Genomic DNA, 25,322 nt, shown 5'->3' on the forward strand with positions numbered 1-25,322 from the left:
GTCAACACCCCGGTTGCCTGTCAAGCCTTATAGCGTCAGAAAATCCCGGACTGCCGCGGTGAAAATCTCGCCATAGGCCTCCAGCTTGCGAGCGCCAACGCCGGGAACCTCCGCAAACGCCTCGGGCGTGGTCGGCCGCGCCACCGCCATCGCGTGCAGGCTGGCGTCGGTGAAGATGACGTAGGGCGGCACCCCGGCCTCGCGCGCCAGCCCCAGCCGCAACTGCCGCAGGGCCTCGAACAGACGAGCGTCGGCACCCTCCAACTGCAGCGCCGCCTTTGACGCGCGCGGGCCTTTCGACGGCTTCACCGGGCGCAGCGCCACCTCCACCGTGCGCCGCCCCTGCAGCACCGCGCGGCTGCCCTCGGTGAGCACCAGTACCGGGAAGCCGTCGCTGGTCTCCGCCAGCAAACCCTCGTGCAGCAGGGCGCGGACGATCTGCCGCCACCAGGCCACCGGCTGGTCCTTGCCGAGGCCGTAGACGCTGAGGGTGTCATGGCCGTTGGACAGCAATTTCTCGGTGCGGGCGCCGCGCAGGATGTCGATGACATAGGTGCTGCCGAACCGCTCCCGCCGCTGCGCCAAGCGTGCCACTGCCGACAGCAGCTGCTGGGCGGCGACGGTGCAGTCGGTCACCGGCCGCGGCTGCACGCAGTTGTCGCACTGCTTGCAGGGCGGCTCGAAGGTTTCGCCGAAGTACCGCAGCTGGATGGTGCGGCGGCAAACCGCCGACTCGGCGTAGTCGATGACCTCGCGCAGCTGCTGGCGGGCAATGCGCTGCTCCTGCTCCAGCGGCTCTCCGGTAGCCGGATGCACCTTGTTGCGGATCATCTGCTCGGCGCTATGGATGTCGCCGAGGCTGAACAGCAGGGTGCACTCGCCAGGCTCGCCGTCACGACCGGCACGACCGGCCTCCTGGTAATAGGCCTCCAGCGTCTTTGGCAGGTCGTAGTGAATCACCCAGCGCACGTCCGGCTTGTTGATGCCCATGCCGAAGGCGACGGTGGCCACCATCACCTGGGCGGCATCGCTGATGAAGTGGTCCTGGTGGTCACGCCGCGCCGCCGCCGACAGGCCGGCGTGGTAGGGCAGCGCCACAATGCCGTCGCCGGCCAGCTTGTCGGCCAGTTCATCGACCCGCCGCCGCGAGCTGCAGTAAACGATGCCACTGCCGCCACGCCGCGCCTGGTCGCGCACCCGGGCATAGCTGTCGCGGGTCTTTTCCTCGACGGCGTAGAACAGGTTGGGCCGGTTGAAACTGGCGAGATGGCGCGCCGGGTCCTGCAGGTGCAGCTGGGTGACGATGTCGTCGCGCACCCGCGGCGTGGCGGTGGCGGTGAAGGCCAGCACCGGCACGTCCGGGCAGGCGGCGCGAATGCGGTGCAGCTGGCGGTACTCGGGGCGGAAGTCGTGACCCCACTCCGATACGCAGTGCGCCTCGTCGACGACGATCAGTGACAGCTCGGCATGGCGCTGCAGGCGCTCGATGAAGCCGTCCATCATCAACCGCTCGGGCGCCACGTACAGCAGCTTGAGGTCGCGGTTGTCGAGCCGGCGCATCACCTCGGTGCCGGCGGCGGCGTCCTGGGCGGAGTTGAGGACGTCGGCATCAATGCCGTTTTCGCGCAGTTGCCGCACCTGGTCCTGCATCAGTGCGATCAGCGGCGACACCACCACGGTGAGCCCGGGCCGCAGCAGGGCCGGCAACTGGAAGCACAGCGACTTGCCACCACCGGTGGGCATGATGGCGAGCACGTCGCGCCCTTCCAGCGCGTCACGCACCACCGCCTGCTGGCCGGGCCGGAAGGCGTCGAAACCGAAATACTGCTTCAGGGCGCGGTGCAGCCGCACGTCCTGTGAAGAGACTGACATCGCACTCACCACGGTTGGGCCGTTTGACCCGCGGGGGGTCGAACTTCAAGATCGGGCACCATTATGAAGCCCCTGCCCCCAACGGTCCGCTGATGCCTGCCCTGCTCGAACGCGTACGTGCCCTGCTGTTCGACCCCGAGCGGGCGGCGCGGCTGCCGCGCAAACTGCTGCGGCCGGCCCGCTTCGGCTTCGTGCTGCTGCGCGATCTCGCCGACGGCCAACTGAGCATGCGGGCGATGAGCCTGGTCTACACCACGCTGCTGTCACTGGTGCCGATGCTGGCCCTGGGGTTCTCGGTGCTGAAGGCACTCGGCGTCCACAACTCGCTGGAGCCGGTGCTGCTGGAAGCCCTGGCGCCGCTGGGCCCGCGGGCGCAGGAGATCACCGACAACGTGATCGGCTTCGTCGAGAACATCCAGGTCGGCGTGCTCGGTTCGCTCGGTGTGGCGCTGCTGTTCTATGCCGCGCTGTCGATGATCCAGAAGGTGGAGGCCAGCTTCAATTTCATCTGGCGGATCGAACAGCCGCGCGCCATCTCGCAGCGCATCGGTGAATATCTGGCGGTGCTGACGGTGGGGCCGGTACTGGTGTTTTCGGCGCTGGGGGTGACGGCCTCGCTGCTGTCGAGCGACATCGTCGGGCGGGTGGCGGAGATCCAGCCGTTCGGCTTCGTTCTCTACGGCGTCACCCGGCTGCTGCCGTTCGCGCTGATCATCGGCGCCTTCACCTTTGCCTACAGCTACATGCCCAACACCCGGGTGCGGCTGGTACCGGCGCTGATCGGCGGCCTGTCGGCCGGCCTGCTGTGGCAGTTCGCCAGCCTCGCCTTCGCCCAGTTCGTGGCCGGCGCCAGCAACTACAACGCCATCTATTCCGGCTTCGCCATTTTCCTGTTTCTGCTGATCTGGCTGTACGTCGGCTGGCTGATCCTGCTTACCGGCTGCCAGCTGGCGTTCTACGTGCAGAACCCGGCGCATCTGGTGCCGGCGCGGGTACCGCCGACGCTGGCCAGCCGGGCGGCGGAGTATCTGGGCCTGGCGATCATGACGCTGGTCACGCGCGCCTTCATGCACGGCGAACGGCCGCCCACCCTGGATGACCTGTCGCAAATGCTCGACGCCCAGCCGGAACACGTGCAGCGCATGGTGCGGGTGCTGCATCACCATCAGCTGCTGGCGTTCACCGGTGATCGCGGCAACCAGCTGCTACCGGGGATCGACCCCGCCAGCCTGTCGCTGCCACGTCTGTGGCGGTTGATCCGCGCCGGCACCGAAACCCTCAGCCACCGTCACGATCCGGTGTCGGACACGGTGCTGAAGCTGCTCGATGAAGTCGAAGCGCCGATGGAAAGCCGGCATGGCGGCATGACGCTGCGCGACTTCGTGGCCGCGCACGACAGCCGGCCGCCCGCCGGTTGAACGCCGCTACTCGGCTTCGCGGAAGTACTGCATGACCTCGCGCTGCAGCGCCGGGTCCTGGCGGTAGGCGATCAGGATCTGCTGATAGCGCTGCACGGTCAGCCCGGTATCCTCGATGGCCCAGCGCATCTCGCGCTCGGCTTCTTCGTGGATCCGCTCGACCTCCGACGGGTCGTCGGCCGATTCGAGCTGCGCATCGGTGTCCGCCTGTCGATCCTTGAGCGCACTCACCGCCTGCGCGAACTGGCGGGCCTCATGGGTCGAAACGCCCTGCTCGATCTTTTGCGGTTGCGGCGTGATCTCGCCGGGGCGAACGCCGCCATCGGCCTGCGCCGTGGCGCGGCCGGCGGCCACCGCTGCCAACAGTGCCAGCGCCAGCGGGGCCGCGTTCGAAATCCTGCGTTGATGTGACATGCCCTGCCCTCCTGTTCCGGGGTTGCGAGGCATCTGCCTCCCTCTTCCGAAAGCCGCAGGGGCGCGGAGTTCCCCGCGCTAGCGAGCGTCGCGCAGGCGGTAGAGGATGCCCTCGGCACTTTCCGACACCAGTTCCAGGCGCCCTTCCACCACCAGCGGGTCGAAGCTGCCGGTGATGCCCTTGGCGGCAAACACCTCGATCACCGTCGACGGGCCGCCGGGCACATGAAAGAAGCAATTGGGCGGGCTGGCCGACAGCAGAAAGTGCGACTGTTGCGGCGTCGGGTCCAGCGGCAGCATGAACCCGGCGACGCGGATGGTGGTGCCGGCCAGCGACTGCACGCTGGCAGGGAAATCGGCCCGCAACACGCCATCGACCGGCGTCACCGTGGTCTCCATCAGGGTGCCCCAGCGGGTCAGGCCCTCGGCGGGCAGATCCTGCAGCCACTGGTCGAAGTCATTGGGCAGGATGTTGAGCATGAAGCGGCTGCTGACCCCGGCGGCACTGACGGTGACCGCCTGCTGACCGGCCGTGCCCACCAGCACCTCGAATTCGGCATAGCCGTCGGCATCGGTCTGCGGTTGCCGCAGCAGCACCTGCGAACTGCCGTCGGTGGTGACGCTGACGGTCTTGTCGGCCAGCGGTTGTCCGGCTTCGGTTTCCAGCGCCAGGCCGAGGTAGACGCGGTCGCGCTCGTAGGCATCCACCATCAACACGCCATCGCGCATCTGGCCGCCTTCGCTGAGCACCTCCAGCACCGGCAGCTGGCCGTCACGGGCGACCTGTGACACGACGTGATCGGCCGGCGGTACGGACGCCGACGGCGGAACGGTGGGCGCCGTGGCGCTGGCAGGCGATGGCGACGGTGGCGGCGAGGTGCGCTGGCAGGCCGACAACAGCAGACCGAGGCAACACAGCGGCAGACCGACGGAACGCAGGGGCATTGGCATTCAGGGGACCTCAGAAAAGCGTTGCAGCGGCGCCCTAGGCTCGTGACAGGGTCGTGGCAACATCAACATGAAAGGCGCGCCAACCGGGCAGGACCACCGCCAGGCTGGCGACGACCAGGGCCAGCAGTGGCACCAGCGCCTCCGCCGGCAACCACAGGCTGCCCTGCAACGGCTGGCCCGGCAAGGCGGCACCGATCACGGCGGTGGCGGCATGGGCCAGCAGCGTGCCCAGCAGGGTGCCGGCCAGCGCCAGCACCGCGGCCTCCAGCCACAGCAGCCGCACCAGCCGCCAGCGGCTGGCGCCCAGCGCGCGCATGATCGCCAGGTCGTACTGGCGGGTTTCCAGTGCGCTGTTGAGCGCCACCAGCATCGCCAATGCCGCGAGGATCACCAGCGCCACTGCAAGCCCCTGCAGCGCCCGGATCGGCAGTTCGGCCAACACCCGTAGTCGCAGCAGCTCCTGTGCCGGCCGTGACGCCATCACCACACCTTCATCCGCAATCGCGCGCGGCAGCACCGCCGCTGCCAGTGGCGTGCGGAAGCGCAGCAGGGCGGCGGTGACCTCGGCATCGGCGGGATCATCGTGATCGGCGGCGTGGTCGTGGTCGTGCCCATCGTGATCGTCGTGATCGCCCTGGTGGGCATCGGCGCCATGCAGGGCCCAGACACTGTCGAGGCCGGTGAGGATCAGGCGATCAAGCACGGTGCCGGTCGGTGCCAACACGCCGACCACCCGGTAGGGCCGGTGATCGTGGGCCTCGCCGCCGTCGGCGAGACCATGTTGGCCGACCAGGCGACGGTCCAGCGTCAGCCCGGCCGCCGCCACCTCGGCGCCGACGACCGCTTCCTGCGGATGCTGCCAGAGGCGGCCGGCGGCCACGGTGCCGCCGTGGAAGCCCAGATAGTCCGGGGTGGTGCCGATGATGCGAAAGCCGCCGACGCTGTCGCCCATCGCCAACGGCACCGCCTGCGCCACCATGGGGTGGGCGCCCCAGCGGTTGACCGCCGCCAGCGGAATGTTGCCGGTGGGGACGTCGAGCTGATAGACCGCCGACAACACCAGTTGCAGCGGTGAGCCGGGCGCGCCCAGCACCAGATCGACCCCGGCCGCATCGCGTTCGGCGCGCGCCTGCAATTGGTGCGAGACCTGCAGCATCAGCACGATCAATCCGCTCGCCAGCGCCATCAGCAGCCCGTGCAGCACATGCGGCAACGGGCGATAGCGGATGGCGGCGAGAATCAAGCGGGCGTTGTTCATGCCGGCACCCGCCAGTGGGTCGCGATGCGCGCCTGCACGCGCTGATCGTGGGTGGCGATCAGCAGGCCGGCACCCTCGCCGGCAGCGGCCTCGCAGAGCAGATCCAGCATCTGCACCGTAGCGGCATCGTCGAGACTGGCGCTGGGTTCGTCGGCCAGCACCAGCGCCGGCCGGTTGACCAGCGCCCGGGCAATCGCCACCCGCTGCTGCTGGCCCTGCGACAGCGCCTGCGGCCGGTGTCGACCGTGCGCGGCGAGGCCGAGGGCGTCGAGCAGATGCGCGATATGGGCCTCATCGGCGGGCAGGCCGGCACACTGGCGCGCCAGCCGAAGGTTGTCGGCCACCGTCAGCGCCGGCAGCAGGTGCAGCCGCTGGAACACCAGGCCGACAAACCGACCTCGCAAGCGGTCGCGGTGTGCCTCGCTGGCGGCGCTGATGGCGTGTCCGGCGATGTGAACCTGCCCCGCGGTCGGCCGCCGCAAGCCGGCGATCAATTGCAGCAGCGTGCTCTTGCCACTGCCGGAAGGCCCGAGCAGCAGGGCCTGCGCCCCGGCGGCCAGCTGACGGTCGGCAAATGCCAGCGGCGGCCGACCGGGGTACTGCATGTGCAGGCCTTCGAGGGTCAGCAGGGCGGTCGATGAAACCATGCCCGGATGTTACAAGGTAACGATCACGGCCGGGGATTTGGCGCAGCCTTTGCGTACGGTCCACGAAATTACCATTGAAGGCCTAGCGTAAATGGCCTCCAATACCGGTCATATTCTTGTCACGAGTCGAATGATGTCTGTCCGCCAGCTACTGATTGCCAGCCTCAGCCTGTTTCTCGTCGCCTGCGGCAACAACAACGCCGTGTCGGGTCCGGGCGCCCCGGGCCCCGACCCCAAGCCGGAAACCGAAGGCCGCCTGTTCCTGATCGAACCCGGCCCAGATGCCACCACCGAGCTGGTGCTGGCGATGATCGACGCCAAGCCGCGGGATGTCATCGAGTTCACCGAAGGCTACTTCGAGCTGACCTCGGGCATCCAGTTGTCCAGCACCGAGAATGTCACGGTGCGCGGCGCCGGCATCGACAAGACGGTGCTGTCGTTCAAGAACAGCGGCTCGCAGGAAGGCCTGCTGGCCACCAACGTGCGCGGCCTGTTCGTCAAGGACCTGACCGTGCTCGACCCGCCGGGCGACGCCTTCAAGCTGCAGGGCGTTAATTTCGGCACCCTCAGCCGGGTGCGTGCGATGTGGTCGAGCGGCCGCCTCACCGCCAATGAAGACACCATCGACGCCAGCAACTATCAGCAGAAGCTGCAGGTCAGCTGCAGCGCCGGGCTCGACGACTACGAAACCAGCGCCGCCTCCGGCCGCTACGGCATCTACCCGGTGAACTCGCAGAACATCCTGGTGGAAAACACCGAGTCGATCGGTGCCTCCGACGCCGGCATCTATGTCGGCCAGACCGACAACGCCATCATTCGCGACAGCCGCGCGGCCTACAACGTGTTCGGCTTCGAGATCGAAAACGTGCGTCGCGGCGAGTACTCCGACAACCTCGCCGAGTGCAACACCGGCGGCTTCCTCATCTACGACCTCGACGGCCTCACCCGCTACGGCAGCGAGACGCGGATGTTCCGCAACGTGTCACGCAACAACAACGTGCCCAACTTCGCCGAGCCCGGCAGCATCGTCAGCAACGTGCCGGCCGGCTCGGGGATGATCACCCTGGCCTACGACAAGATCGACATCTTCGACAACACCTTCGAGGACAACGGCACCGCCGGCATCATCCACACCAGCTACGAGCTGTTCGGTGACCCCGGCGACCGCCGCCTCGACATGTACACCGAAGGCATGCATATCTGGAACAACACCTTCCGCAACAACGGCAACAAGCTGCCGCCCCCGGATATCGCCACCATCCTGGCGACCGGCGGCGAGCAGATCACCTCGGTGTTTCCGGTGCTGGTGGGGCTGAAGAACCTGCTCGGCGGTGGCGGCTACAACGGCGGCCACATCATCTGGGACGGCTACGCCGACGAGCTCGACAGCGACTGCCCCTACCCCACCGATGCCAATGGCCAGCCGATCCCCCAGGATGCCGACGGCAAGCCGATCCAGGGCAACCAGTACCCCAATCCCAGCTGCCGCTACAACGCCTACAAGTTTGACGACAACGGCGAGCGCATCAAGCCGAAATGGTGGTTCTCGTGCATCGATGCCGACAACCAGTTCTCGGATGACAGCCTCAAGTTCTCCAACTTCCACGGCCTCGACGGCCTGGAGCTGGTGCTGGCGATTCCCAACCTCAGCCTGGAAGTGCTGCAGAACCAGATCACCGGGCTGGGCAACTTCCCGTCCGATCTGGACATGAGCCCGCACCAGTGTGTGGACGCCTACGGCAGCAACATGGCGCCGCTGGCGCCGGTGGTGATCCCCGAGTACACGCCGTCCGGCAACATCGACCCGGCGCCGACCGACGCACGCATCGCCGAACTGTGCAATGCCTCCACGCCGGTGGGCCAGGTGAACGCCGCCGCCTTCGAGGTGAACTGCCCGACGCTCGACCAGTACCACCTGTTCGCCGACCCCGAAGACCCCACCAGCACCCCCAACGGTCGCGGCGTGCCCTACGTGCTGAACAGCAAGCTGTTCTCCGACTATTCGGTGAAGTACCGCGTCGCCTTCATCCCCGACGGCGAGCAGGCCATCTACAAGGACGGCAGTGATGGCGAGAACGCCGTCATCCTGTTCCCGGTGGGCACCATCATCGCCAAGACCTTCTCGTTCCCGGACGAAACGGCGGATGTCGAAGTCCCCGCCGAAACCCGCCTGTTGATCAAGCGCAAGCGCCGTGATGGCACCGTGTACTGGGATGGCCTGGAATACATCTGGAGCGTCGAGAACGGCCGCAAGGTCGCCAAGCTCACCCAGCAGGGCGGGCTTGCCAGCATGCACTGGGACTACCACGACGCCGACAGCGGCGACCGCTACACCGGTAGCACCGACGCCTACCTGATGCCCAATGCCAACCAGTGCCTGAGCTGCCACGCCAACGACGATGCCGAGATCGGCACCGCGCCGATCGGGCCGAAGCCGCGCAACATGAACCGCGCCTACGCCACCGAATCGCCGTTCGAATCGGGCCAGGCCAACCACCCGGTGGCCGGCGCCAACCAGATCCTCTGGTGGTGCCAGAACGGCCTGCTGTCACAGTGCCCCGAGGGCATGGTGGAAGACCCGATCAGCCATGTCGTGACCACGGTGGAGCACAACGCCATCTTCAACGTGCCGGGCAGCGGTGGCGATGTCGCCAACTCCGACGCCGACATCGAGGCCCGCGTGCGGTCGTACCTGGAAGTGAACTGCGCCCATTGCCACAACCCGCGCGGGCTGGCACAGAACACCGGCTACTACCTCGACGTGTTCCGTGACGTCAACGCCACCTACGGCATCTGCAAGGGGCCGACCGCCAGCGGCACCGAAGGCCGCGGCGGCCGCGAACACGACATCGTGCCCGGCAGCGCCGAGGACAGCATCCTGCCCTACCGCCTGGGGCCCGAGGCCACCACCATTGCCGCCCGCATGCCGCCGCTGGCGCGCAGCACGGTGCATGCCGAGGCCTTCACCCTGATCACCCAGTGGATCAACGAGGTGGTGGATGAAACCTACGAAGACGCCGAAAACTGCGTCGGCGGCGGTGGCTTCCTCGGCGGGTTGCTCGGCGGCGGTTGAGCCGCTGAGGTCACGAAAAAGCCCCGCGCTCAGCGGGGCTTTTTTGTGGGAGCGTGGCTACCGTCGGGCGCTACAGCCCGACCCGCGCCAGTTCGCCGTAGACCTTGGCCAGCCACACCTTCACCCGCTGCTTCTCCAGCAGGCCGAGACCGCTGATCTCGCGTTCGCCATAGGCGGCGGCCCAGAAGCTGGTGCTGCGCGCATCGATGCGGGTCATCGCCGCCTCGTGCAACCGCGGCAGGGTCATCAGTTGCGCCCCCGCCGCCAGTGCCCGCGCCTGCTCACCGGAGCGTTCCAGCAGGTCGAAGTCCTCACCGCGCAACTGGTTGCGCACCAGCACCAATGGCCAGGTGCCGGCAAAGCGGTCGAGCCAGCGGGCCAGCAGATCGACGGCGTCGCGGCCGTTGTCCATCACGTGCCAGTAGCGCAGGCTGATCTCGGCTTCTTCCGCCAGTGCCAGCAGCCCCGAGTCTTCCATCCACTTCACCAGCGGGGCGTGGGTCTGCGCGGCAAGGTCCACCAGGATGCGTCGGCCCGGCACCTCCAGCGCCGCTTCCACCAGACGGTCGAGGCTCTCGTAGCGGTCGATGACCACCGGCGAGGCGTAGTCAGCGTAGAAGCGCAGCAGCGCGCCATGCGAGCGATCGGAGTCGAAGCCGAGAAACGGCTGCCCGTGATCGATGAGGTACTGGGCGATAACGCGCGACAGCAGCGACTTGCCGACGCCGCCCTTCTCGCCACCGATGAACTGAATACTGGCCATGGGGCTCCCGCTCCGAGGGCATCACGCCGAAAGTGGCGTCTGGTCGACACGCACGGAGTATGCCGCCGCCGTGTGTCAGTCGCTGGCCGCGGTGGTCCAGTCCGCCAATTCCCGCAGCACCACGGTGGCATAGGCCCCGGGCGGCAGTGTGAAGGTGACCTCCAGCGCCGGCGTACCCAGCCACTGCCAGGCCAGGTCCTGCGGCAGCAGCCGCAGGGCGCGCCGGTCCTGTTCGAGCCCGGCGCGCTCCAGCCCGTCGCGCAAACTGGCGTAGGGTTCGACGGCCGCCTGCTCCAACGCCAGCGCGGCATCGGTGGTGGGCAAGGCACCGCGCCCCCACAAGGGACCACTGGGATGAATGTCGCCGCTGGCACAGCGGGCGGCCAAGGCATCGGCGTCGTCGGCTTCAGGCCCGAACCACGAGCGCGAGCCGGCCAGCGACCACACCTCGCCCGGCAGGCCCTGGTCCCAGGTCGCCTGTTGCACCCGGTCCGCCAGCACCGCGTTGAACAGCTGCGAACGCGCTGCCGACAGCAGCATCGACCGGGTCTGGCGGTCGAAACGGCGGCCGGCGAACAGCTGCTCGGCGCGCTCGACATTGGCGCCACCCAGGCCGAAGCGCTGCTCGCCGAAGTAGTTGGGCACACCCCGCGCGGCGATCGCCTGCAGCCGGGCCTCGGCGGCAGCGTGATCGCCGACGACATCGCGCAGCACGATGCGAAAGCGGTTGCCCTGCAACGCGCCGCGCTTGAGCTTGCGTCGGTGGCGGCTGTGCGACAACACCTCCACGTTGTCGTGCGGGAACGCCGCCCAGTCCGGGTCGGCCCGGCCGGGCAGGTGCACGGTGAACACCTGGGTGGTGACGGCGTGACGGTCTTTCAGCCCGGCATAGCCGACATCCACCGGCGCCACCCCGGCATAGCGCGCCAGTTCGCGTGCCAGCCAGTCGGTGTTGGCGCCGCGTTTGCGCACCAGCAGCCAGGCATGATCACCCTCACCATCGGCGTCGATGGCCTGCAGTTCATCCACCGCAAAGTCGTCAGCAGACTGCCGCAGGGCGGCCTGCAGCGGGGGGCCCTGATGGGCAAACGGCAAGGTTGGGGTCGACATGCGGCGTCACTCTACGGGCCGCCATGCCCAGCGTCGAGACACCCGCCCATCACCTGACCTTCGCTGGACGGCGAAGGTCAGGTGCCGGCCGACTCAGTGCAGCAAGCGGTCGCGCAGGGCATGCACCTCGTCGTGGTGGCGCCGCGCCATCTCGGCCTGGCGCATCACCATGGCGCGCACGTCCTGCGGCAGGTCCCAGTTTTCGACGTCGGCATACAGCTCGTCGGCCAGCGACTCTTCCACTTCCGCCTCGTCGAGAATGGTCTTTTCGTCGCGCCCGTAGGCGAGCGCCCGCAGGTGCAGCACCGTGCGGTGCAGGGCGTTGTCGAAGGTGGCGCGGGTGGGCGGGTCACCGCCCAGCCGGCGGGCCGCTGCCTGCAGTTCTTCAGCCGCCTGGTGGAAGAACTGGGCGTAGTCATGCAGCGAATGTTTCAGCTCTTCGTGATGCGCTTCCTGCGCCGCCGCTTCCAGCGTGCTTTCACCGTTCTTGGACGTGACGATGAGGCGATTCAACAACGTCAGGGTATCGACCGAATTCATGACCGTGTCTCCTCTAATGGGACCGCGCAGCGCCCGCAGGCCGCACCGCCACCACCGGAAACCGATCGACCCGATGCTGCCGGGGCGCTGCGGGCAAATTCAGCTTACGCCGCCTGGCCGGGGACGCAAGCGCCCCCGGTGCGGTGTCAGCGGGCGCCCGCGGACGGTCTGTTCTGCGATTTCTTCTGTGGCGGGGTCGCCGCCAGTGGCCGGGCGGCGCGGCGGCGGTCACGTTGCCGCAGGGTCATCGCAAAGGCCTCGGCCTGTTCGCGGTCGGCAAAGGCGTAGTTGCCGTGTTCGGTTTTCACCTGGTTGCCAATGAGGACGTTCATGGTCGTTCTCCTCTGTTGAACCTGATAGTGAGACCGGCCATCGCGCCACAAGTTGCGCTGAATCTCTCTGCTCGCCGGCGCGGGCTGGCGCTGGCGCCGGCGCCGATGCCGTCCACTCAGTGCGCAGAACTGAAGTTGAAATAGAGCGGGTTCGACAGCGCCACCATCGTGCCGCCCACCGCGATCGACAGCGGCACCTGCGGATACAGCGTTGGCGGCCCGGTGACTTCCACCCGGTAGTAGCGGCGCTGGCCCACCGGCGGGGTGTCCGTGAACACGGCGCGGGACTGCCCCGGCAGAATCGTCAGCGCGGTCAGCTCGGCACCGTCGGCCACCACACGCACGAAATACGGCAGCAGCCGCGGCGGGCCGTCCACCAGGTCCACGTGGAAGGTGACCGGCTCACCGCTGGCGGCGACGTTGTCGCCCATCATCATGTCCGCCTCACCGTCGCCGTCGAGATCGGCATAGAACTCCAGCCGCGGCGCATAGGGGTTGGCGCTTACCGACACGCGGCCGTTGGTCAGCGCATCCACCACCGCCTCGGCCGAGCGATCGGTGGCGAACACCCAGGTGGTGGGCGTGCCGACATTGTTGGCCGGCGCCTGGTAGGAATTGCTGGACGGCGTTTCGCCCGGCGCCGGTACGCCGTGATGCGAATCGCTGCCGCCGCGGCCGGTGAGATCCCGCCCCGACTTCAGCATGTCATCCCAGATGAGCAGGGCCGAGGCGTTGGCGCCGTTGGCCCAGATGGCGGACTGCCACACCTCGATCGAGTTGACGATGTCGTAGCTGAAACCGAAGTGGTCGGCCGCCGCTGGGTGATTGGCAGACAGATGAATGCCTTCCTGGCGCACGTGCTCACCGATCCGCACGTCGGCATCGTCACGCAGGTCGTACAGTGTCTGGTGGTCGTAAGGCCGCGCCGAAAAGGTGTTGCCATGCCCGCGCTGGGTGGTCCACTCGGCACCGTAGAGCATGATCACCCGGCTGTTGAGGAAATCCGGATCGACCCAGGTGTTGTGGGCCACATCACCGCCCACATGGTTGTCGTGATCGGTAATCGCCAGATAGTCGACCCCCGCCGCCTGCGCCAGCGCGGTGATCCGCGCAATCGGGTTGAGGCTGGAATCGTCGCTGTGTTAGGAGTGCACGTGCAGATCGCCCGCCAGCCACTCGCCATCGGTCAGGCTGGCCACCGGCCCGCCACCCTGATCGGGCCCCGCCAGTGGCGACCCGCCACAGGCCACCAGAAACAGCACCGAACCGCATGCCACGGCAACGTGTTGACCCACCCGCTTCACAGGAACCCCCTTTGTTTACCCTGCCGGAATTCTAGCGGGCGGCGATGACGGTGCGGCGAAGGCGGGCGCTGGCATGACCGTATGGACGTCATCTGGATCGCCTGCAATCCCCCGGTTGGGCGGAATATTGATCGTTGGGGTCGGCCCCCGATCACGTCCGGGCGTCGTTGTTGACGCACGATAGACTCAAGGCACGATCACCACGGGAAGCCGTTTCAATGAACCCAACCCAAGTGGCCACGTGGCCGACACTCACGCCCGGCACGCCGGTTCACGCGGTTGTCGCCAATGTCGATCTGGTGGTGCTGCGCTGGCCCGACGAAGACAAGGTGTCGGTGCTCTACGGCCGCTGCCGCCATCGTGGCGCACTGATGGCCGATGGCGGTGTCAGCGGTGAGCGACTCAGTTGCCACCTGCACGGCTCCACATACCGCTGGGCCGACGGCAAGAACATTCACTACCCGGGCGCCGACCTGAAGCGCTTCAAGGCTTGGATCGAGGACGGCGCGGTGTGGGTGGACGCCGACGAGATTGCCGAATGGGAACGCGCCAACCCGCAAAAGTACGCGCGCGACACCTATCTCGGCACCTACGCCGACCTCAAGGGCAGCGACGACGAGCCGCACGTCAAGGGCATTCAGGCGCTGGCCCGCGACGGGCTGGACAAGGTGGGGCATCACGGCGCCATGGCGGCCATGGGCGTGCCCGGACACACCCTGCCGCGCTGGGACGACCTGCAGATTCTCACCGCCCAGTTGCATCGCCCGCCGCTGCTGGACGACGCAGCCGTGGGCACCGACGTGGTGATCGGACCCAACGCCGCCCGGCCGCTACGGCTGGAGATTCCCCTGCTGGTGTCCGACATGAGTTTTGGCGCACTGTCTGAAGAGGCCAAGCGCGCCCTGGCCATGGGCGCCGAGCAGGCCGGCACCGGCATCTGCTCCGGCGAAGGCGGCATGCTCGATGAAGAGCAGCAGGCCAACAGCCGCTACTTCTACGAGCTGGCCTCGGCGCGCTTCGGTTTTTCCATGGACAAGGTGGCGCGCTGCCAGGCCTTTCACTTCAAGGGCGGACAGGCCGCCAAAACCGGCACCGGTGGCCACTTGCCCGGCCACAAGGTTACCGAGCGCATCGCAAAGGTGCGTGGCCTGAAGGCGGGCCAGTCAGCGGTCTCGCCCGCGCGTTTTCCCGACTGGACCACGGTGGCCGACTATCGCGTCTTTGCCAGCGAGGTGCGCGCCGCCACCGGCGGCATTCCCATCGGCTTCAAGCTATCGGCGCAGCACATCGAAAAGGATATCGACGCAGCGCTGGAGGCGAGTGCCGACTACATCATCCTGGACGGTCGCGGCGGCGGCACGGGCGCCGCGCCACTGCTGTTTCGCGACAACATTTCGGTGCCCACCATTCCCGCGCTGGCGCGGGCCCGGGCGCACCTGGACCGCTGCGACCGGGCCGATGTGACGCTCATCATCACCGGCGGCCTGCGCACCCCGGCCGACTTCATCAAGGCGCTGGCGCTGGGGGCCGATGCCATTGCCGTGTCCAACGTCGCCCTGCAGGCCATCGGCTGTCTGGGCATGCGCGCCTGCCACACCAACCACTGCCCGGTGGGTATCGCCACGCAGCAGGAACATCTGCGCGCCCGGTTGCAGGTGCAGACCTCGGCGGACCAACTGGCCCGCTACCTGACGGCGGCCACCGATCTCATAAAGGTCATGGCCCGCGCCTGCGGGCACACACACGTCAGCCAGTTCAACCGCGACGACCTGACCACCTGGCATCGCGACATGGCCGCGCTGAGCGGCGTGGGCTTCGGCGGCGTTGGCGCGCCTGACGGTGCCCGCCAAAATCCGTCGATCTGAGCTGACGGACAGGCTCGATAAGTTCCGGAACGTGTGGTCATCACCCCCATCAGCGGGAGCTGAACGTTGGCGCGCACGCCGGCTTTGCCATTTTTTGCCAAGATGGTAGGCTGCGCGGGCATGACCACCATGAACATTTCACTGCCCGATGCCCTGCGCGCATTTGTCGAAGCACGGGTCGCGCAAGGCGGCTACGGCACCAGTAGCGAGTACCTGCGCGAACTCATTCGCAAAGACCAGGACCGCACCCACTTGCGCGAGCTGCTCCTCGCCGGGGCGATGACACCGCCGACGGTATCTGCCGATCGCGACTATTTCGACCGCCTGCGCGACGGGGTCAACGCCTCGCCGTGAACGCACTGCCGGTGGTCCTCCGCCAGCAGGCGGAACGGGACATCGAGGCCGCCATCGCCCACTACCGCATTGAGGCGGGCGCTGCCGTCGCACTCCGACTGGTTGACGAGCTCGAACGCGCGCTTCGCAACATGGGCCGCTATCCCCACGCAGGTTCGGGTCGATACGCGCACGAACTCACGCTTCCCGGCCTACGATTTCAGCCCTTGCGCCGGTTTCCGTATCTCGTGTTCTACGTCGTGCAACACCGCCAGGTGAATGTCTGGCGCGTACTGCACCGTAGCCGCGATATCCCTGCTTGGCTCGACGAACCCGATGGTCAAGGCCAGCGTTAGGGGCTCACAAGGGCGTGGCCCTCAATTGTTCGCCGAGCGATCCGGACGATTGTTCGCCGAGCGATCCGGACGATCAGTCGGCCAACAAGGCCAGGGGCGCCACGGACAGCGCAGCGGCAAGACGCTCGACCACATCCAGCGTGACGTTTCGCTTCCCGCGCTCGATGTCACTCAGGTAGGTCTGGTGGAGGCCGCTGCGCTCAGCCAGCTGTTCCTGGGTGAGCCCCGCATGCTGCCGGGCGGCTCGCAGATTGCGCGCAAGCTGTTCGCGCAACACAGACGCTGGGCTGGGGGACGTGGACATACCGCAGAAGCATCAGGGCTTGTCCACTGGGAATGAATAGACTATAAGTTATATTCCGATTGCACCGAGCTCGACATGGAGTCGCCCAAACCCCCGAATGGATCGCCGGATCTCGTCATTCCCCAGCCCTTCCACCTCGTTCGGATTCGCAACCTCTTGATGGCGGCGGTCGAGAACGGCAGCACGCGGGGTGATACGGAATATCTCGACCATCTGGCGCAACTGGCGCGCGGGGTTGCTGAGGCGGCGGGCGAGCAATCTCGCGTGAACTCCGGGGTCTGAGCCCGGCTAACGCGACCATCCTCATGTCCTTTTGGTATCTCGAATCAGGCGATCAACCTGACTGATTTGCGCCGATATCGTTCTCGAATCGGCGGCGGGCGACATGTCCGACACTTTAACCTCTAGCGGCGCGAAGTAGTGCCGATGCCGTGCATAGAGGTAAACAACCCGGTTGACATGATGAATGCCGGGCAGGATCCACTGGTCCTCACCCTCGTCGCATCCATCAATGACCGTCCATACGCGACTGGGGTCGAGTTTCTGAACCAGCGCCCAATCCGCTCCGAACGTTTCGATCCCCAACCCACCCCATGAGTCGAAATGCGCTTCGGGGTGCTTCATCGGCCGGAAGCGAAGGTCAAAAGCTTCCTCCGAGATCACAAGCAATGCAGCGCTATCGGAAGACTTCGTTCGTGGGTCGACGTTATCGGTCAATCGCTTGCCCTCGATCCAAGTCAAATGCTCAAAGTAGCTCCAGCCCCAACTCTCGAAGATAGGCATGGGTCTCGTCGTAAAAACGCGGCGATCTCGTCGCGTCATCCTCCGCGCCCGTGGGCACCACAATTACCATACCCTGGCGCGCGCGGGTGAGGAGGACTCGGTAGGCGTTGAGCTGATAGCGCTGACTATGTGACTTCAGAATTCGCTGCCAGCGGTCGCCGCGAAAGCTGAAATGCTGCCAGCCGTCGCCCACGCGCCGAAAGTCGGCATCCCATGCCACGCAGCTCCAGTCCAACTCCAGCCCCTGAACATGGAACTCGGTGGCGACATCTTCGAGGTAATAGCTACTCCGCACATCAGCCTTGTCATTGAGGAACCAGTGCACCGGATCCATCGGTGAGCGCACATCAATGGCGTAGGGCTTGAGCCGCTGCGCCTGGCTGGATACCACCAAACCATACCGCTCACTGCCACGCGCCTGTGCACGTGTCCAGGCCTTGGCATCCGCAAACGAACGCGTGAGTACGATGGGGTAGCGCGCTTTGAATTCGCCGTAGAGCTCGCGGGCTTGGGCCACCTCACCGTCCAATGCAGCCTTGACCCACGCACTGACCGTCTCCGCGCGGAAGGAACGCATCGACACGGAGAGATGTAGCTCCGAATGGAGATGCACACGGCCGCGTTCAGCCATCTGCCGGAGTAGGTCGGTCGCTTGGTACTCGCGATCATGGAGATTTGGCGAAGCGTAAACCTCCCAGTCGGGATACTGATCGCGCACCGCCTCAAGCCATCCCCCGATACCTGCTTCGCCGGTGTTGATCTCCTGCCCGCCACCGACCAAGCACACGATGACCGCCCAGTCCGGATGGCGATCCATACACGAGATTAAGAATTCCGGCTCTGACTGATTGAAGCCCGCCACGCCTTTCTTTCGTCGCATGAAACTACTGGTCTGCGTCGCGTCCCAAGCTCGCTGGGCTTCATCAAACAAGGCCACATGATCGATCGGCGGGCGCGACATGTCCCGCAAGCCTTCGTCGCGGAAGTCATGCACGTTCTGAATAAAGGCCTTGATCTGACTCCGAGCCTTACCCTTCCCGATACGCTCACCTGCACGCTTCGCCTGCGCCACCCGATCACGCGCCAAGGCCTCATGAAGAATCTTCACAAGCGGACCATTCCCCGATAGAAACACGCTGTAAAGCTCGCTCTCAGGTTCAATGTGCTGCGTAGCGATGTTGAGACCCACCAGCGTCTTCCCAGCACCCGGCACACCCGTCACAAAGCAGATCGCCTTGCGGCGCTGCGCGCGACTCTCCGCGATGATCTGTTCCAGCCGCTGGCTTGTCTCCGCCAGATTGATCGCGCCTGCATCACTCCGTGAAAGCGCCTCAACGCTGTGGCCGGCGTACAGTGCTGTAGCAGCCTCGACAATAGTTGGCGTCGGCCGATAGCGCCCCCGGGTCCAAGCCTCCGGCTCCAGGCGCTCCGCTGGATAGGCCGTCAGCACTGCACTAATTGCATCGAACAAACCATCGGCGTGAATCGAGATCGGCGATAGGACCCGGTCGTCCTTGCTATCCGTCACCTGAGCTGGCGACGTTGGCGGGGCCTCGGTGGCAATCAGAATCGGCGCGATCACTGCACGATGACTGGTTTCGTGGAAATGCTTGAGATCGAGCGCGTAGTCGACCACTTGATCGATTGCGTGCGCTGGAAAGCGGGACTCGCCTACCTTGTACTCCAGCACGAACAACACCCCACGCAGGACCAACAGCACATCAATGCGACGACCCATTCGGGGGATGGCGTACTCGAAATGTAGCGCTCCGCTACCGAAAGCTTCGATGAGTCGGGGCAGCGCACGCTTGAGGTGGGCAATCTCGAACAACCAAGCGGCACGTTGCGTGTCCTCTACTGCAAAGTCGCTCGCCCGCGTCAATGCACCGAGAACGGCGTCGTCATGTTCAGTCAGAAACTGATCGGGCGTTAGTGAATAGGCGGCTCTGCGCATCGACCGAGCTTATCGCAGATCAGAACGAACTTCCGCCGGCATCAGACTGCTGAGGTCATCCGTCGCGCACACATCAGACGCATCAGCAGGCACTTGGTCACCAGCGCTTCTGGCAATCGACAAGGCATCCTCGAGAAGTGCTGCGTAGGCTCCGAGACGGAGCTTAATACTGAATGTCAGAGCCCCAACCCAATACAGCACGATCATCGCAATAACGAGTAGTCCAGGGATCCAGCCGATGGACCAAGGCTCGACTCCACGCAGGTCTTTCACCTGCAGAAAGATCGCCGCGATCAGCGGCAGTAGACCGAGGTGATCCAGGCTACCGACCACGAATCTACGTCGCTGATCGAGCGTGGCGCGCCGCTGCTGAACGTACTGGTGCCGAGCCTCCAACACAGCTGCCGGGAACGTCGAAAGCCACTCGACGATCTTGGCACTCGATCCGAAATCATGATCTAACTGAGCTGCAAATTCGGCGCGATTATCCTTGAAGCTCAGGGGCTCCCTCCTGACCGTCAGCCAAATCATCACCACCCCGGCGAAGAGCTCGAGGCCAATGCCAAAGAGAGCGACAAACCCCCGATACGGCGGCGGGGTCACATTGGCCCCGAGCAACGCGATGGAAGCGCCCAGCAGCATCACCGCGCCGGCCATCTTTTCGTTCGATACGAACAGGGCCTTGCGCTGCCGAAAGGGCAGCGAGGCCTCGATGCGCGTCTCAAGTTCAGAGAACGTCAACTGAGCAGCTCCACTTGAGGTGAGCAGCAGCTTGTCGCTTTCATTCCGGGTCTGACCCCAATTGCTCTTAATATTCAGAATCACAGGACCTCGCGCGGCATTTCGCGCGAGGTCCTGTGCATTGCAAAGTTGGCTACAGCGTGGCGGCTTTCCACATCACGCTGGCTCTTGACTTCTCATAAACGCAAGTAGGTGTTGTGTCTCCTTTGAAATGGAGCGGGCTGCTTCGTCCACCTTTAAAACTAATGCAAGAATATCTGCAGGCTTGACATACTTGATACCGCCGCATATCCGCTTCGGCCCTGCACGAAACTTCATTCGAAGCACCGTTCCTGGAGGACCACAAATGGGGTCCGTTAGCCATTGCGAATGGGTGAATGCGTTTCGCTCCTCTTCCGCCTCCGATGCTAGCTTGAGGCCCAGTCGCAACCTCTTCAGCAACTCGGGCATTTCCTCCGATTTGATCTTTTCGTACTTGGTCCCTGTCGGAATAAAATGGGTAACCGGCTTAGATTCGACGAAGTTCGAGAGCAGTTTTCGCCTGGCAGAAAAGGAGAGCTCATTGACGACGGTGTGCGTGAATCCCAGAGCCATCTGGAGGTCGCTCGGGTGCATGAGCTGAACCAAGCTTTGCGTGATGACCTGCTCCAGGAACTGAAACTCCACGACCATCCTACCGAGCGCAATATAGTGCTCGTCGGTGAAGCGGAGAGGTTCGACTTGCGTAGTATTCATGCGGTCTAACTAGATTTAGGCTGATCAATCCCACGCTTGGCAGTCCGGGCAAACAGGCCTCCCATCCACAACTCATTAATCCAACTGATATTCCAACGAGCACCTTCTATTATCAGGGCTGCATGCAACGGGGCACCCAAAGCCTCTGACTCACAAACAAAAACGGCCCGACAAAAGCCGGGCCGTTGATTCAGCACTAGCACTCATCCTGAGTATTGGCAGAAGCGCTCACATCACCGTCCTCAATCCCAACTCAACGCCCCACCCGTCTGATACTCCGTAACCCGGGTCTCGAAGAAGTTCTTTTCCTTCTTCAGGTCCATCACTTCGCTCATCCAGGGGAAGGGGTTTTCGGCCGCCGGGTAGAGCGGCGCGATGCCGATCTGGGCGCAGCGGCGGTTGGCGATGAACTTCATGTACTCGTTGAACATGTTGGCGTTCAGGCCGAGCACGCCGCGGGGCATGGTGTCGTGGGCGTACTTGATTTCCAGTTCGGTGGCTTCGCGCAGCATGCCGGCGATTTCGGCCTGGAATTCGGGCGTCCACAGGTGGGGGTTTTCCACCTTGATCTGGTTGATCACGTCGATGCCGAAGTTCATGTGCATGGACTCGTCACGCATGATGTACTGGATCTGCTCGGAGGTGCCCACCATCTTGTTGCGGCGGCCGAAGCTCAGCAGCTGGACGAAGCCGACGTAGAAGAAGATGCCTTCAAACACCACGTAGAAGGCGATCAGGTCGCGCAGCAGGCGCTGGTCGTTTTCCGGCGTGCCGGTGTGGAAGGTCTGGTCGGCCAGGCTCTGGGTGTACGGCAGGCTCCACGCGGCCTTGTCGTGGATCGACGGCACCTCGCGGTACATGTTGAACACTTCGGCCTCGTCCAGCCCCAAGCTTTCGATGCAGTACTGGTAGGCGTGGGTGTGGATGGCCTCTTCGAACGCCTGACGCAGCAGGTACTGGCGGCACTCGGGGTTGGTGAGGTGGCGATACACCGCCAGCACCAGGTTGTTGGCCACCAGGGAATCGGCGGTGGAGAAGAAGCCGAGGCTACGCTTGATGATGGTGCGCTCGTCTTCGGTGAGGCCGTTGGGATCCTGCCAGAGCGCGATGTCGGCGCTCATGTTGATCTCCTGCGGCATCCAGTGGTTGTTGCAGGCGCTCAGGTACTTGTCCCAGGCCCACTTGTACTTGAAGGGCACCAACTGGTTGAGGTCGGCGCGGCAGTTGATGATCTTCTTGTCGTCTACCTGAATGCGGCGGGCGCCCATCTGCACGTCTTCGAGGCCGGTGGCGCCGGCGACGTCACTCACGTGAGGCGTGAGGTGTGAGGGGTGAGGGGCAGCCGCTTTCTGCGGTACCGGTTGTGTGCTCGGTGTGTCGTCCCAATTCAGCATCGTTGTATTCCTTCCATATTCATTTGGACCACTGCGCGGCCCATCGGTTTCGGGTTCGGGGTGCGGGCGATTCGGCTTTGCCTCACGCCTGTCCCCTCACCCCTCACGGCGGTTACTGGCACGCCTCGCAGTCCGGATCGAGGATGGAGCAGACCTTGGCGCTGCCGACATCGCTGGCGGCGTATTCCACCGGCGGGTCATTCACCGGCTGATCGCTGACACGCCGACCGCCGACCTCATTGGCCGCTGCTGCTGCTGCCGCGCTGGCGCCGACACCGGCACTGCTGCCCTGGCTGACGCTGTTGAGACGGCCATCGTTGATGGTGGTCTTCTCGGCGTGGGTGGCGCCCATGGTGCGCAGGTAGTAGGTGGTCTTTAGCCCGGAGGTCCAGGCGTGCTTGTAGAGCTCGTCCAGCTTCTTGCCGTTGGGCTGGCTCATGTAGAGGTTGAGCGACTGCGCCTGGTCGATCCACTTCTGGCGGCGGCTGCCGGCATCGACCAAGCGCTTGGCGTCGATCTCGAAGGCGCACTTGTAGAGCGCCTTGATCTCGGCTGGCACGCGGTCGATCGGCTGCACCGAACCGTCGTAGTACTTGAGGTCGTGGGCCATCACTTCGTCCCACAGGTCCAGCGCCTTCAGTTCATTCACCAGGTATTCGTTGACCACGGTGAACTCGCCGGACAGGTTCGATTTGACGTACAGGTTCTGGTACGTCGGCTCGATCGACTGGCTCACGCCGGTGATATTGGCGATGGTGGCGGTGGGGGCAATCGCCATGGTGTTGGAGTTGCGCATGCCGACGGTCTTCACCCGTTCGCGCAGGGCGTTCCAGTCGAACTGGCCGGACTGCGATTCATCCTGCTGCAGGTAGCCGCCGCGGTTTTCCTTGAGGATGCGGATGGAGTCGATCGGCAGAATGCCCTGGCTCCACAGCGAGCCCTCGAAGCTGGGGTACTTGCCGCGCTCGGCGGCGAGATTGCTGCTGGCCTGGATGGCGTAGTAGCTGATGGCCTCCATGCTCTCGTCGGCAAACTGGATGGCGGCGTCGCTCTCGTAGGCCAGGCGCAGTTTGTAGAGGGCGTCGTTGAAGCCCATCACGCCCATGCCCACCGGCCGGTGGCGCAGGTTGGAATTGCGCGCGGTGGCCACCGAGTAGTAGTTGTACTCGATGACGTTGTCGAGCATGCGCATGGCGGTGTTGACGGTCTTTTCCAGCTTTTCGAGATTGAGCGTGCCGTTCTCGATGTGCGCCGGCAGGTTGACCGAGCCGAGGTTGCAGACGGCGATTTCGGCGCCGGCCTTGGTGTTGAGCGTGATCTCGGTGCAGAGGTTGGAGCTGTGCACCACCCCGGCGTGCTGCTGCGGGCTGCGCAGGTTGCAGGGGTCCTTGAAGGTCACCCATGGGTGGCCGGTTTCAAACAGCATCGACAGCATCTTGCGCCACAGCGTCAGCGCCGGCAGGCGCTTGTGGTTCTTGATGCGGCCTTCGTCGGCCAGCTTTTCGTATTCGCAGTAGCGGGCTTCGAAGGCGGCGCCGATGAGGTCGTGCAGGTCCGGCGTTTCTTCCGGGCTGAACAGGGTCCACTGGCCTTCTTCCATCACCCGCTTCATGAACAGGTCGGGCACCCAGTTGGCGGTGTTCATGTCGTGGGTACGGCGGCGGTCGTCGCCGGTGTTCTTGCGCAGTTCGAGGAATTCCTCGATGTCGCGGTGCCAGGTTTCCAGGTAGCCGCAGACCGCGCCCTTGCGCTTGCCGCCCTGGTTCACCGCCACCGCGGTGTCGTTGGCCACCTTGAGGAACGGCACCACGCCGTTGGACTTGCCGTTGGTGCCCTTGATGTAGCCGCCCATGCCGCGCACCGGCGTCCAGTCATTGCCGAGCCCACCGGCAAACTTGGACAGCAGGGCGTTGTCCTTGATGGCGCCGAAGATGCCGTCGAGGTCATCCGGCACCTGGGTGAGATAGCAGCTCGACAGCTGCGGCCGCAGGGTGCCGGAGTTGAACAGGGTCGGGGTGCTGCTCATGAAGTCGAACGACGACAGCAGCTGGTAGAACTCGATGGCGCGCGCCTCGCGGTCGATCTCGTTCATCGCCAGGCCCATGGCCACGCGCATGAAGAAGGCCTGCGGCAGCTCGAAGCGCACCTTGTTGCTGTGGATGAAGTAGCGGTCGTAGAGGGTCTGCAGGCCGAGGTAGTCGAACTGGCCGTCGCGGTCGGCGAGCAGTGCCTTGCCGAGGGTGTCGAGGTCGTAGAGCGCCAGCTTGGGGTCCAGCAGTTCCAGCGCCACCGCCTTGTGGATGTAGGCCGTGAAGTAGTCGGGATAGACCGCCTTCATCTGTTCGAAGGTGGGGCGGCTGTCCGGCAGGTCGAGAAAGGTCAGCGCCTCGTGGCGCATCGAGTCGAGCAGCAGACGCGCCGACACATAGGTGTAGTTGGGTTCCTTCTCGATGCGGGCGCGGGCGGCCAGGGTCAGCGCCTGCGACAGCTCGCCTTCGGGAATGCCGTCGTAGAGGTCGCGCAGGGCGGCGGTCACCACTTCGGTGTCGACGGTCCCGCTGAGGCCGGCACAGGCTTCCGCCACCACGGTACGGATGCGTGCTTCGTCCAGCGGCACCACGGCACCGTCGTCACGGGTGACGCTGAGCGTCGGCGCGGCGGTGGTGCTGGGGGCGCGGGTGGCGGCCTCGGCGGCGCGCTTGCGGGCCTGCTCTTCACGGTAGATGACGTAGGCGCGGGCCACCTTGTGCTCGCCGGCGCGCATCAGGCCGAGTTCGACCTGGTCCTGAATGTCTTCGATGTGCAGGGTGCCGCCGCCGCTCATGTGGCGGGTCAGGGCATGCACCACCTGCTGGGTAATGCCGTTGGCGGTATCGCGCACCCGCGCGCTCGCGGCAGCCTGGCCACCCTCGACCGCAAGGAAGGCCTTGGTGACGGCAATGCCGATCTTGCTGGCATCGAACCCGGTGACCTTGCCGTTACGCCGGATCACGCGAATGGCGCCGGGCGCGGTAGCGCTCACCTCGGCGGTGCCGACGGGCGCGGAACGCGGGGCGGAACGGGCGTCCGAACCACTCGTGGACGGAGGCGTGGTGTGTGTCTGCATCGGGTGCTCTCCCAACTGATTTATATGAACGTCTGTATGACCGGGCCAGCCCGTCCGGGGACGCATTGC

General features: G+C 65.3%; 24 protein-coding genes. 6 read left to right on the forward strand and 18 right to left on the reverse strand.

The window, feature by feature from the left end:
- Positions 1 to 27 precede the first annotated feature (27 nt).
- On the reverse strand, positions 28 to 1,872 hold the full coding sequence (gene recQ / locus JN531_RS04510) for a DNA helicase RecQ (protein ID WP_228347665.1): 1,845 nt from the start codon (positions 1,870 to 1,872) through the stop codon (positions 28 to 30).
- A 92-nt stretch (positions 1,873 to 1,964) separates the two neighbouring features.
- On the opposite strand from recQ, the gene JN531_RS04515 reads away from it, so the two are divergent.
- A complete protein-coding gene (locus JN531_RS04515) occupies positions 1,965 to 3,290 on the forward strand; it encodes a YihY/virulence factor BrkB family protein (protein WP_228347666.1) in 1,326 nt (441 codons plus the stop codon).
- 6 nt (positions 3,291 to 3,296) lie between these two features.
- Here JN531_RS04515 and JN531_RS04520 read toward each other — a convergent pair whose 3' ends face one another.
- The 4 genes from JN531_RS04520 to JN531_RS04535 all read right to left on the reverse strand — a co-directional run bounded on the left by JN531_RS04520 (position 3,297) and on the right by JN531_RS04535 (position 6,560).
- Positions 3,297 to 3,704: a DUF4168 domain-containing protein gene (locus JN531_RS04520; protein WP_228347667.1), complete on the reverse strand. Its 408-nt coding sequence runs from the start codon at positions 3,702 to 3,704 to the stop codon at positions 3,297 to 3,299.
- Between the two features lie 78 nt (positions 3,705 to 3,782).
- Positions 3,783 to 4,649, reverse strand: coding sequence for a DUF3299 domain-containing protein (locus JN531_RS04525; protein WP_228347668.1), 867 nt, complete (start codon positions 4,647 to 4,649; stop codon positions 3,783 to 3,785).
- Between the two features lie 40 nt (positions 4,650 to 4,689).
- A complete protein-coding gene (locus JN531_RS04530; protein ID WP_228347669.1) occupies positions 4,690 to 5,913 on the reverse strand; it encodes an FtsX-like permease family protein in 1,224 nt (407 codons plus the stop codon).
- Positions 5,910 to 6,560, reverse strand: a complete 651-nt coding sequence (locus JN531_RS04535) for an ABC transporter ATP-binding protein (protein ID WP_228347670.1) — start codon at positions 6,558 to 6,560, stop codon at positions 5,910 to 5,912. Before JN531_RS04535 ends, JN531_RS04530 begins: the two co-directional genes overlap by 4 nt.
- A 130-nt stretch (positions 6,561 to 6,690) precedes the next feature.
- Here JN531_RS04535 and JN531_RS04540 point away from each other — a divergent pair, with 130 nt between their 5' ends.
- The gene (locus JN531_RS04540; protein WP_228347671.1) at positions 6,691 to 9,633 is read left to right on the forward strand and encodes a parallel beta-helix domain-containing protein; all 2,943 of its coding nucleotides are present in this window, start codon (positions 6,691 to 6,693) and stop codon (positions 9,631 to 9,633) included.
- Positions 9,634 to 9,703: 70 nt separating this feature from the next.
- Here the strand turns inward: JN531_RS04540 and JN531_RS04545 are convergent, their stop codons facing one another.
- The 6 genes from JN531_RS04545 to JN531_RS04570 form a co-directional block, all read right to left on the reverse strand.
- Positions 9,704 to 10,396, reverse strand: coding sequence for a P-loop NTPase family protein (locus tag JN531_RS04545; RefSeq protein WP_228347672.1), 693 nt, complete (start codon positions 10,394 to 10,396; stop codon positions 9,704 to 9,706).
- Positions 10,397 to 10,471: 75 nt separating this feature from the next.
- Positions 10,472 to 11,506 (reverse strand): tRNA pseudouridine(13) synthase TruD, encoded by a 1,035-nt coding sequence (gene truD / locus JN531_RS04550; protein ID WP_228347673.1) that lies wholly within the window; start codon positions 11,504 to 11,506, stop codon positions 10,472 to 10,474.
- A gap of 93 nt (positions 11,507 to 11,599) precedes the next feature.
- Positions 11,600 to 12,046, reverse strand: coding sequence for a PA2169 family four-helix-bundle protein (locus JN531_RS04555; protein WP_228347674.1), 447 nt, complete (start codon positions 12,044 to 12,046; stop codon positions 11,600 to 11,602).
- Positions 12,047 to 12,192: 146 nt separating this feature from the next.
- Positions 12,193 to 12,378, reverse strand: a complete 186-nt coding sequence (locus tag JN531_RS04560; protein WP_228347675.1) for a hypothetical protein — start codon at positions 12,376 to 12,378, stop codon at positions 12,193 to 12,195.
- 116 nt (positions 12,379 to 12,494) lie between these two features.
- Positions 12,495 to 13,493 carry a CehA/McbA family metallohydrolase gene (locus JN531_RS04565; RefSeq protein ID WP_228349971.1) on the reverse strand — a complete coding sequence of 333 codons (999 nt, stop codon included), beginning with the start codon at positions 13,491 to 13,493 and terminating at the stop codon, positions 12,495 to 12,497.
- 27 nt (positions 13,494 to 13,520) lie between these two features.
- Complete coding sequence (locus JN531_RS04570; protein WP_228347676.1) at positions 13,521 to 13,673, reverse strand: hypothetical protein; 153 nt, start codon at positions 13,671 to 13,673, stop codon at positions 13,521 to 13,523.
- A 227-nt stretch (positions 13,674 to 13,900) separates the two neighbouring features.
- Between JN531_RS04570 and JN531_RS04575 the strand changes: the two genes are divergently transcribed.
- The 3 genes from JN531_RS04575 to JN531_RS04585 all read left to right on the forward strand — a co-directional run bounded on the left by JN531_RS04575 (position 13,901) and on the right by JN531_RS04585 (position 16,236).
- Positions 13,901 to 15,547 (forward strand): glutamate synthase-related protein, encoded by a 1,647-nt coding sequence (locus JN531_RS04575; RefSeq protein WP_228347677.1) that lies wholly within the window; start codon positions 13,901 to 13,903, stop codon positions 15,545 to 15,547.
- A gap of 120 nt (positions 15,548 to 15,667) precedes the next feature.
- Positions 15,668 to 15,901, forward strand: a complete 234-nt coding sequence (locus JN531_RS04580; RefSeq protein ID WP_366522414.1) for a type II toxin-antitoxin system ParD family antitoxin — start codon at positions 15,668 to 15,670, stop codon at positions 15,899 to 15,901.
- The gene (locus JN531_RS04585) at positions 15,898 to 16,236 is read left to right on the forward strand and encodes a type II toxin-antitoxin system RelE/ParE family toxin (protein ID WP_228347679.1); all 339 of its coding nucleotides are present in this window, start codon (positions 15,898 to 15,900) and stop codon (positions 16,234 to 16,236) included. Before JN531_RS04580 ends, JN531_RS04585 begins: the two co-directional genes overlap by 4 nt.
- Before the next feature lie 73 nt (positions 16,237 to 16,309).
- Here JN531_RS04585 and JN531_RS04590 read toward each other — a convergent pair whose 3' ends face one another.
- The gene (locus JN531_RS04590; protein ID WP_228347680.1) at positions 16,310 to 16,540 is read right to left on the reverse strand and encodes a helix-turn-helix domain-containing protein; all 231 of its coding nucleotides are present in this window, start codon (positions 16,538 to 16,540) and stop codon (positions 16,310 to 16,312) included.
- Positions 16,541 to 16,615: 75 nt separating this feature from the next.
- Here JN531_RS04590 and JN531_RS04595 point away from each other — a divergent pair, with 75 nt between their 5' ends.
- On the forward strand, positions 16,616 to 16,822 hold the full coding sequence (locus tag JN531_RS04595) for a hypothetical protein (protein WP_228347681.1): 207 nt from the start codon (positions 16,616 to 16,618) through the stop codon (positions 16,820 to 16,822).
- Between the two features lie 21 nt (positions 16,823 to 16,843).
- Here JN531_RS04595 and JN531_RS04600 read toward each other — a convergent pair whose 3' ends face one another.
- From JN531_RS04600 to JN531_RS04625, 6 genes are all read right to left on the reverse strand, one after another.
- Entirely contained in the window at positions 16,844 to 17,323 is a 480-nt protein-coding gene (locus JN531_RS04600) for a hypothetical protein (RefSeq protein ID WP_228347682.1), read from the reverse strand.
- On the reverse strand, positions 17,286 to 19,277 hold the full coding sequence (locus JN531_RS04605; protein ID WP_228347683.1) for a DUF2075 domain-containing protein: 1,992 nt from the start codon (positions 19,275 to 19,277) through the stop codon (positions 17,286 to 17,288). Before JN531_RS04605 ends, JN531_RS04600 begins: the two co-directional genes overlap by 38 nt.
- A 9-nt stretch (positions 19,278 to 19,286) precedes the next feature.
- Positions 19,287 to 20,102, reverse strand: coding sequence for a hypothetical protein (locus JN531_RS04610; RefSeq protein WP_228347684.1), 816 nt, complete (start codon positions 20,100 to 20,102; stop codon positions 19,287 to 19,289).
- A gap of 72 nt (positions 20,103 to 20,174) precedes the next feature.
- Positions 20,175 to 20,753, reverse strand: a complete 579-nt coding sequence (locus JN531_RS04615; protein WP_228347685.1) for a hypothetical protein — start codon at positions 20,751 to 20,753, stop codon at positions 20,175 to 20,177.
- 242 nt (positions 20,754 to 20,995) lie between these two features.
- Complete coding sequence (locus JN531_RS04620) at positions 20,996 to 22,147, reverse strand: ribonucleotide-diphosphate reductase subunit beta (RefSeq protein ID WP_228347686.1); 1,152 nt, start codon at positions 22,145 to 22,147, stop codon at positions 20,996 to 20,998.
- Positions 22,148 to 22,259: 112 nt separating this feature from the next.
- A complete protein-coding gene (locus JN531_RS04625; RefSeq protein ID WP_228347687.1) occupies positions 22,260 to 25,253 on the reverse strand; it encodes a ribonucleoside-diphosphate reductase subunit alpha in 2,994 nt (997 codons plus the stop codon).
- Positions 25,254 to 25,322: the final 69 nt, after the last annotated feature.

This window comes from Flagellatimonas centrodinii (genome assembly GCF_016918765.2).
Lineage (GTDB): Bacteria > Pseudomonadota > Gammaproteobacteria > Nevskiales > Nevskiaceae > Polycyclovorans > Polycyclovorans centrodinii.

Bases quoted from the DNA above. Each gene is read 5' to 3' on its own strand.
- recQ (WP_228347665.1), bottom strand. From the start codon at position 1,872: ATGTCAGTCTCTTCACAGGACGTGCGGCTGCACCGCGCCCTGAAGCAG.
- JN531_RS04515 (WP_228347666.1), top strand. From the start codon at position 1,965: ATGCCTGCCCTGCTCGAACGCGTACGTGCCCTGCTGTTCGACCCCGAG.
- JN531_RS04520 (WP_228347667.1), bottom strand. From the start codon at position 3,704: ATGTCACATCAACGCAGGATTTCGAACGCGGCCCCGCTGGCGCTGGCA.
- JN531_RS04525 (WP_228347668.1), bottom strand. From the start codon at position 4,649: ATGCCCCTGCGTTCCGTCGGTCTGCCGCTGTGTTGCCTCGGTCTGCTG.
- JN531_RS04530 (WP_228347669.1), bottom strand. From the start codon at position 5,913: ATGAACAACGCCCGCTTGATTCTCGCCGCCATCCGCTATCGCCCGTTG.
- JN531_RS04535 (WP_228347670.1), bottom strand. From the start codon at position 6,560: ATGGTTTCATCGACCGCCCTGCTGACCCTCGAAGGCCTGCACATGCAG.
- JN531_RS04540 (WP_228347671.1), top strand. From the start codon at position 6,691: ATGATGTCTGTCCGCCAGCTACTGATTGCCAGCCTCAGCCTGTTTCTC.
- JN531_RS04545 (WP_228347672.1), bottom strand. From the start codon at position 10,396: ATGGCCAGTATTCAGTTCATCGGTGGCGAGAAGGGCGGCGTCGGCAAG.
- truD (WP_228347673.1), bottom strand. From the start codon at position 11,506: ATGTCGACCCCAACCTTGCCGTTTGCCCATCAGGGCCCCCCGCTGCAG.
- JN531_RS04555 (WP_228347674.1), bottom strand. From the start codon at position 12,046: ATGAATTCGGTCGATACCCTGACGTTGTTGAATCGCCTCATCGTCACG.
- JN531_RS04560 (WP_228347675.1), bottom strand. From the start codon at position 12,378: ATGAACGTCCTCATTGGCAACCAGGTGAAAACCGAACACGGCAACTAC.
- JN531_RS04575 (WP_228347677.1), top strand. From the start codon at position 13,901: ATGAACCCAACCCAAGTGGCCACGTGGCCGACACTCACGCCCGGCACG.
- JN531_RS04580 (WP_366522414.1), top strand. From the start codon at position 15,668: ATGACCACCATGAACATTTCACTGCCCGATGCCCTGCGCGCATTTGTC.
- JN531_RS04590 (WP_228347680.1), bottom strand. From the start codon at position 16,540: ATGTCCACGTCCCCCAGCCCAGCGTCTGTGTTGCGCGAACAGCTTGCG.
- JN531_RS04595 (WP_228347681.1), top strand. From the start codon at position 16,616: ATGGAGTCGCCCAAACCCCCGAATGGATCGCCGGATCTCGTCATTCCC.
- JN531_RS04600 (WP_228347682.1), bottom strand. From the start codon at position 17,323: ATGCCTATCTTCGAGAGTTGGGGCTGGAGCTACTTTGAGCATTTGACT.
- JN531_RS04605 (WP_228347683.1), bottom strand. From the start codon at position 19,277: ATGCGCAGAGCCGCCTATTCACTAACGCCCGATCAGTTTCTGACTGAA.
- JN531_RS04615 (WP_228347685.1), bottom strand. From the start codon at position 20,753: ATGAATACTACGCAAGTCGAACCTCTCCGCTTCACCGACGAGCACTAT.
- JN531_RS04620 (WP_228347686.1), bottom strand. From the start codon at position 22,147: ATGCTGAATTGGGACGACACACCGAGCACACAACCGGTACCGCAGAAA.
- JN531_RS04625 (WP_228347687.1), bottom strand. From the start codon at position 25,253: ATGCAGACACACACCACGCCTCCGTCCACGAGTGGTTCGGACGCCCGT.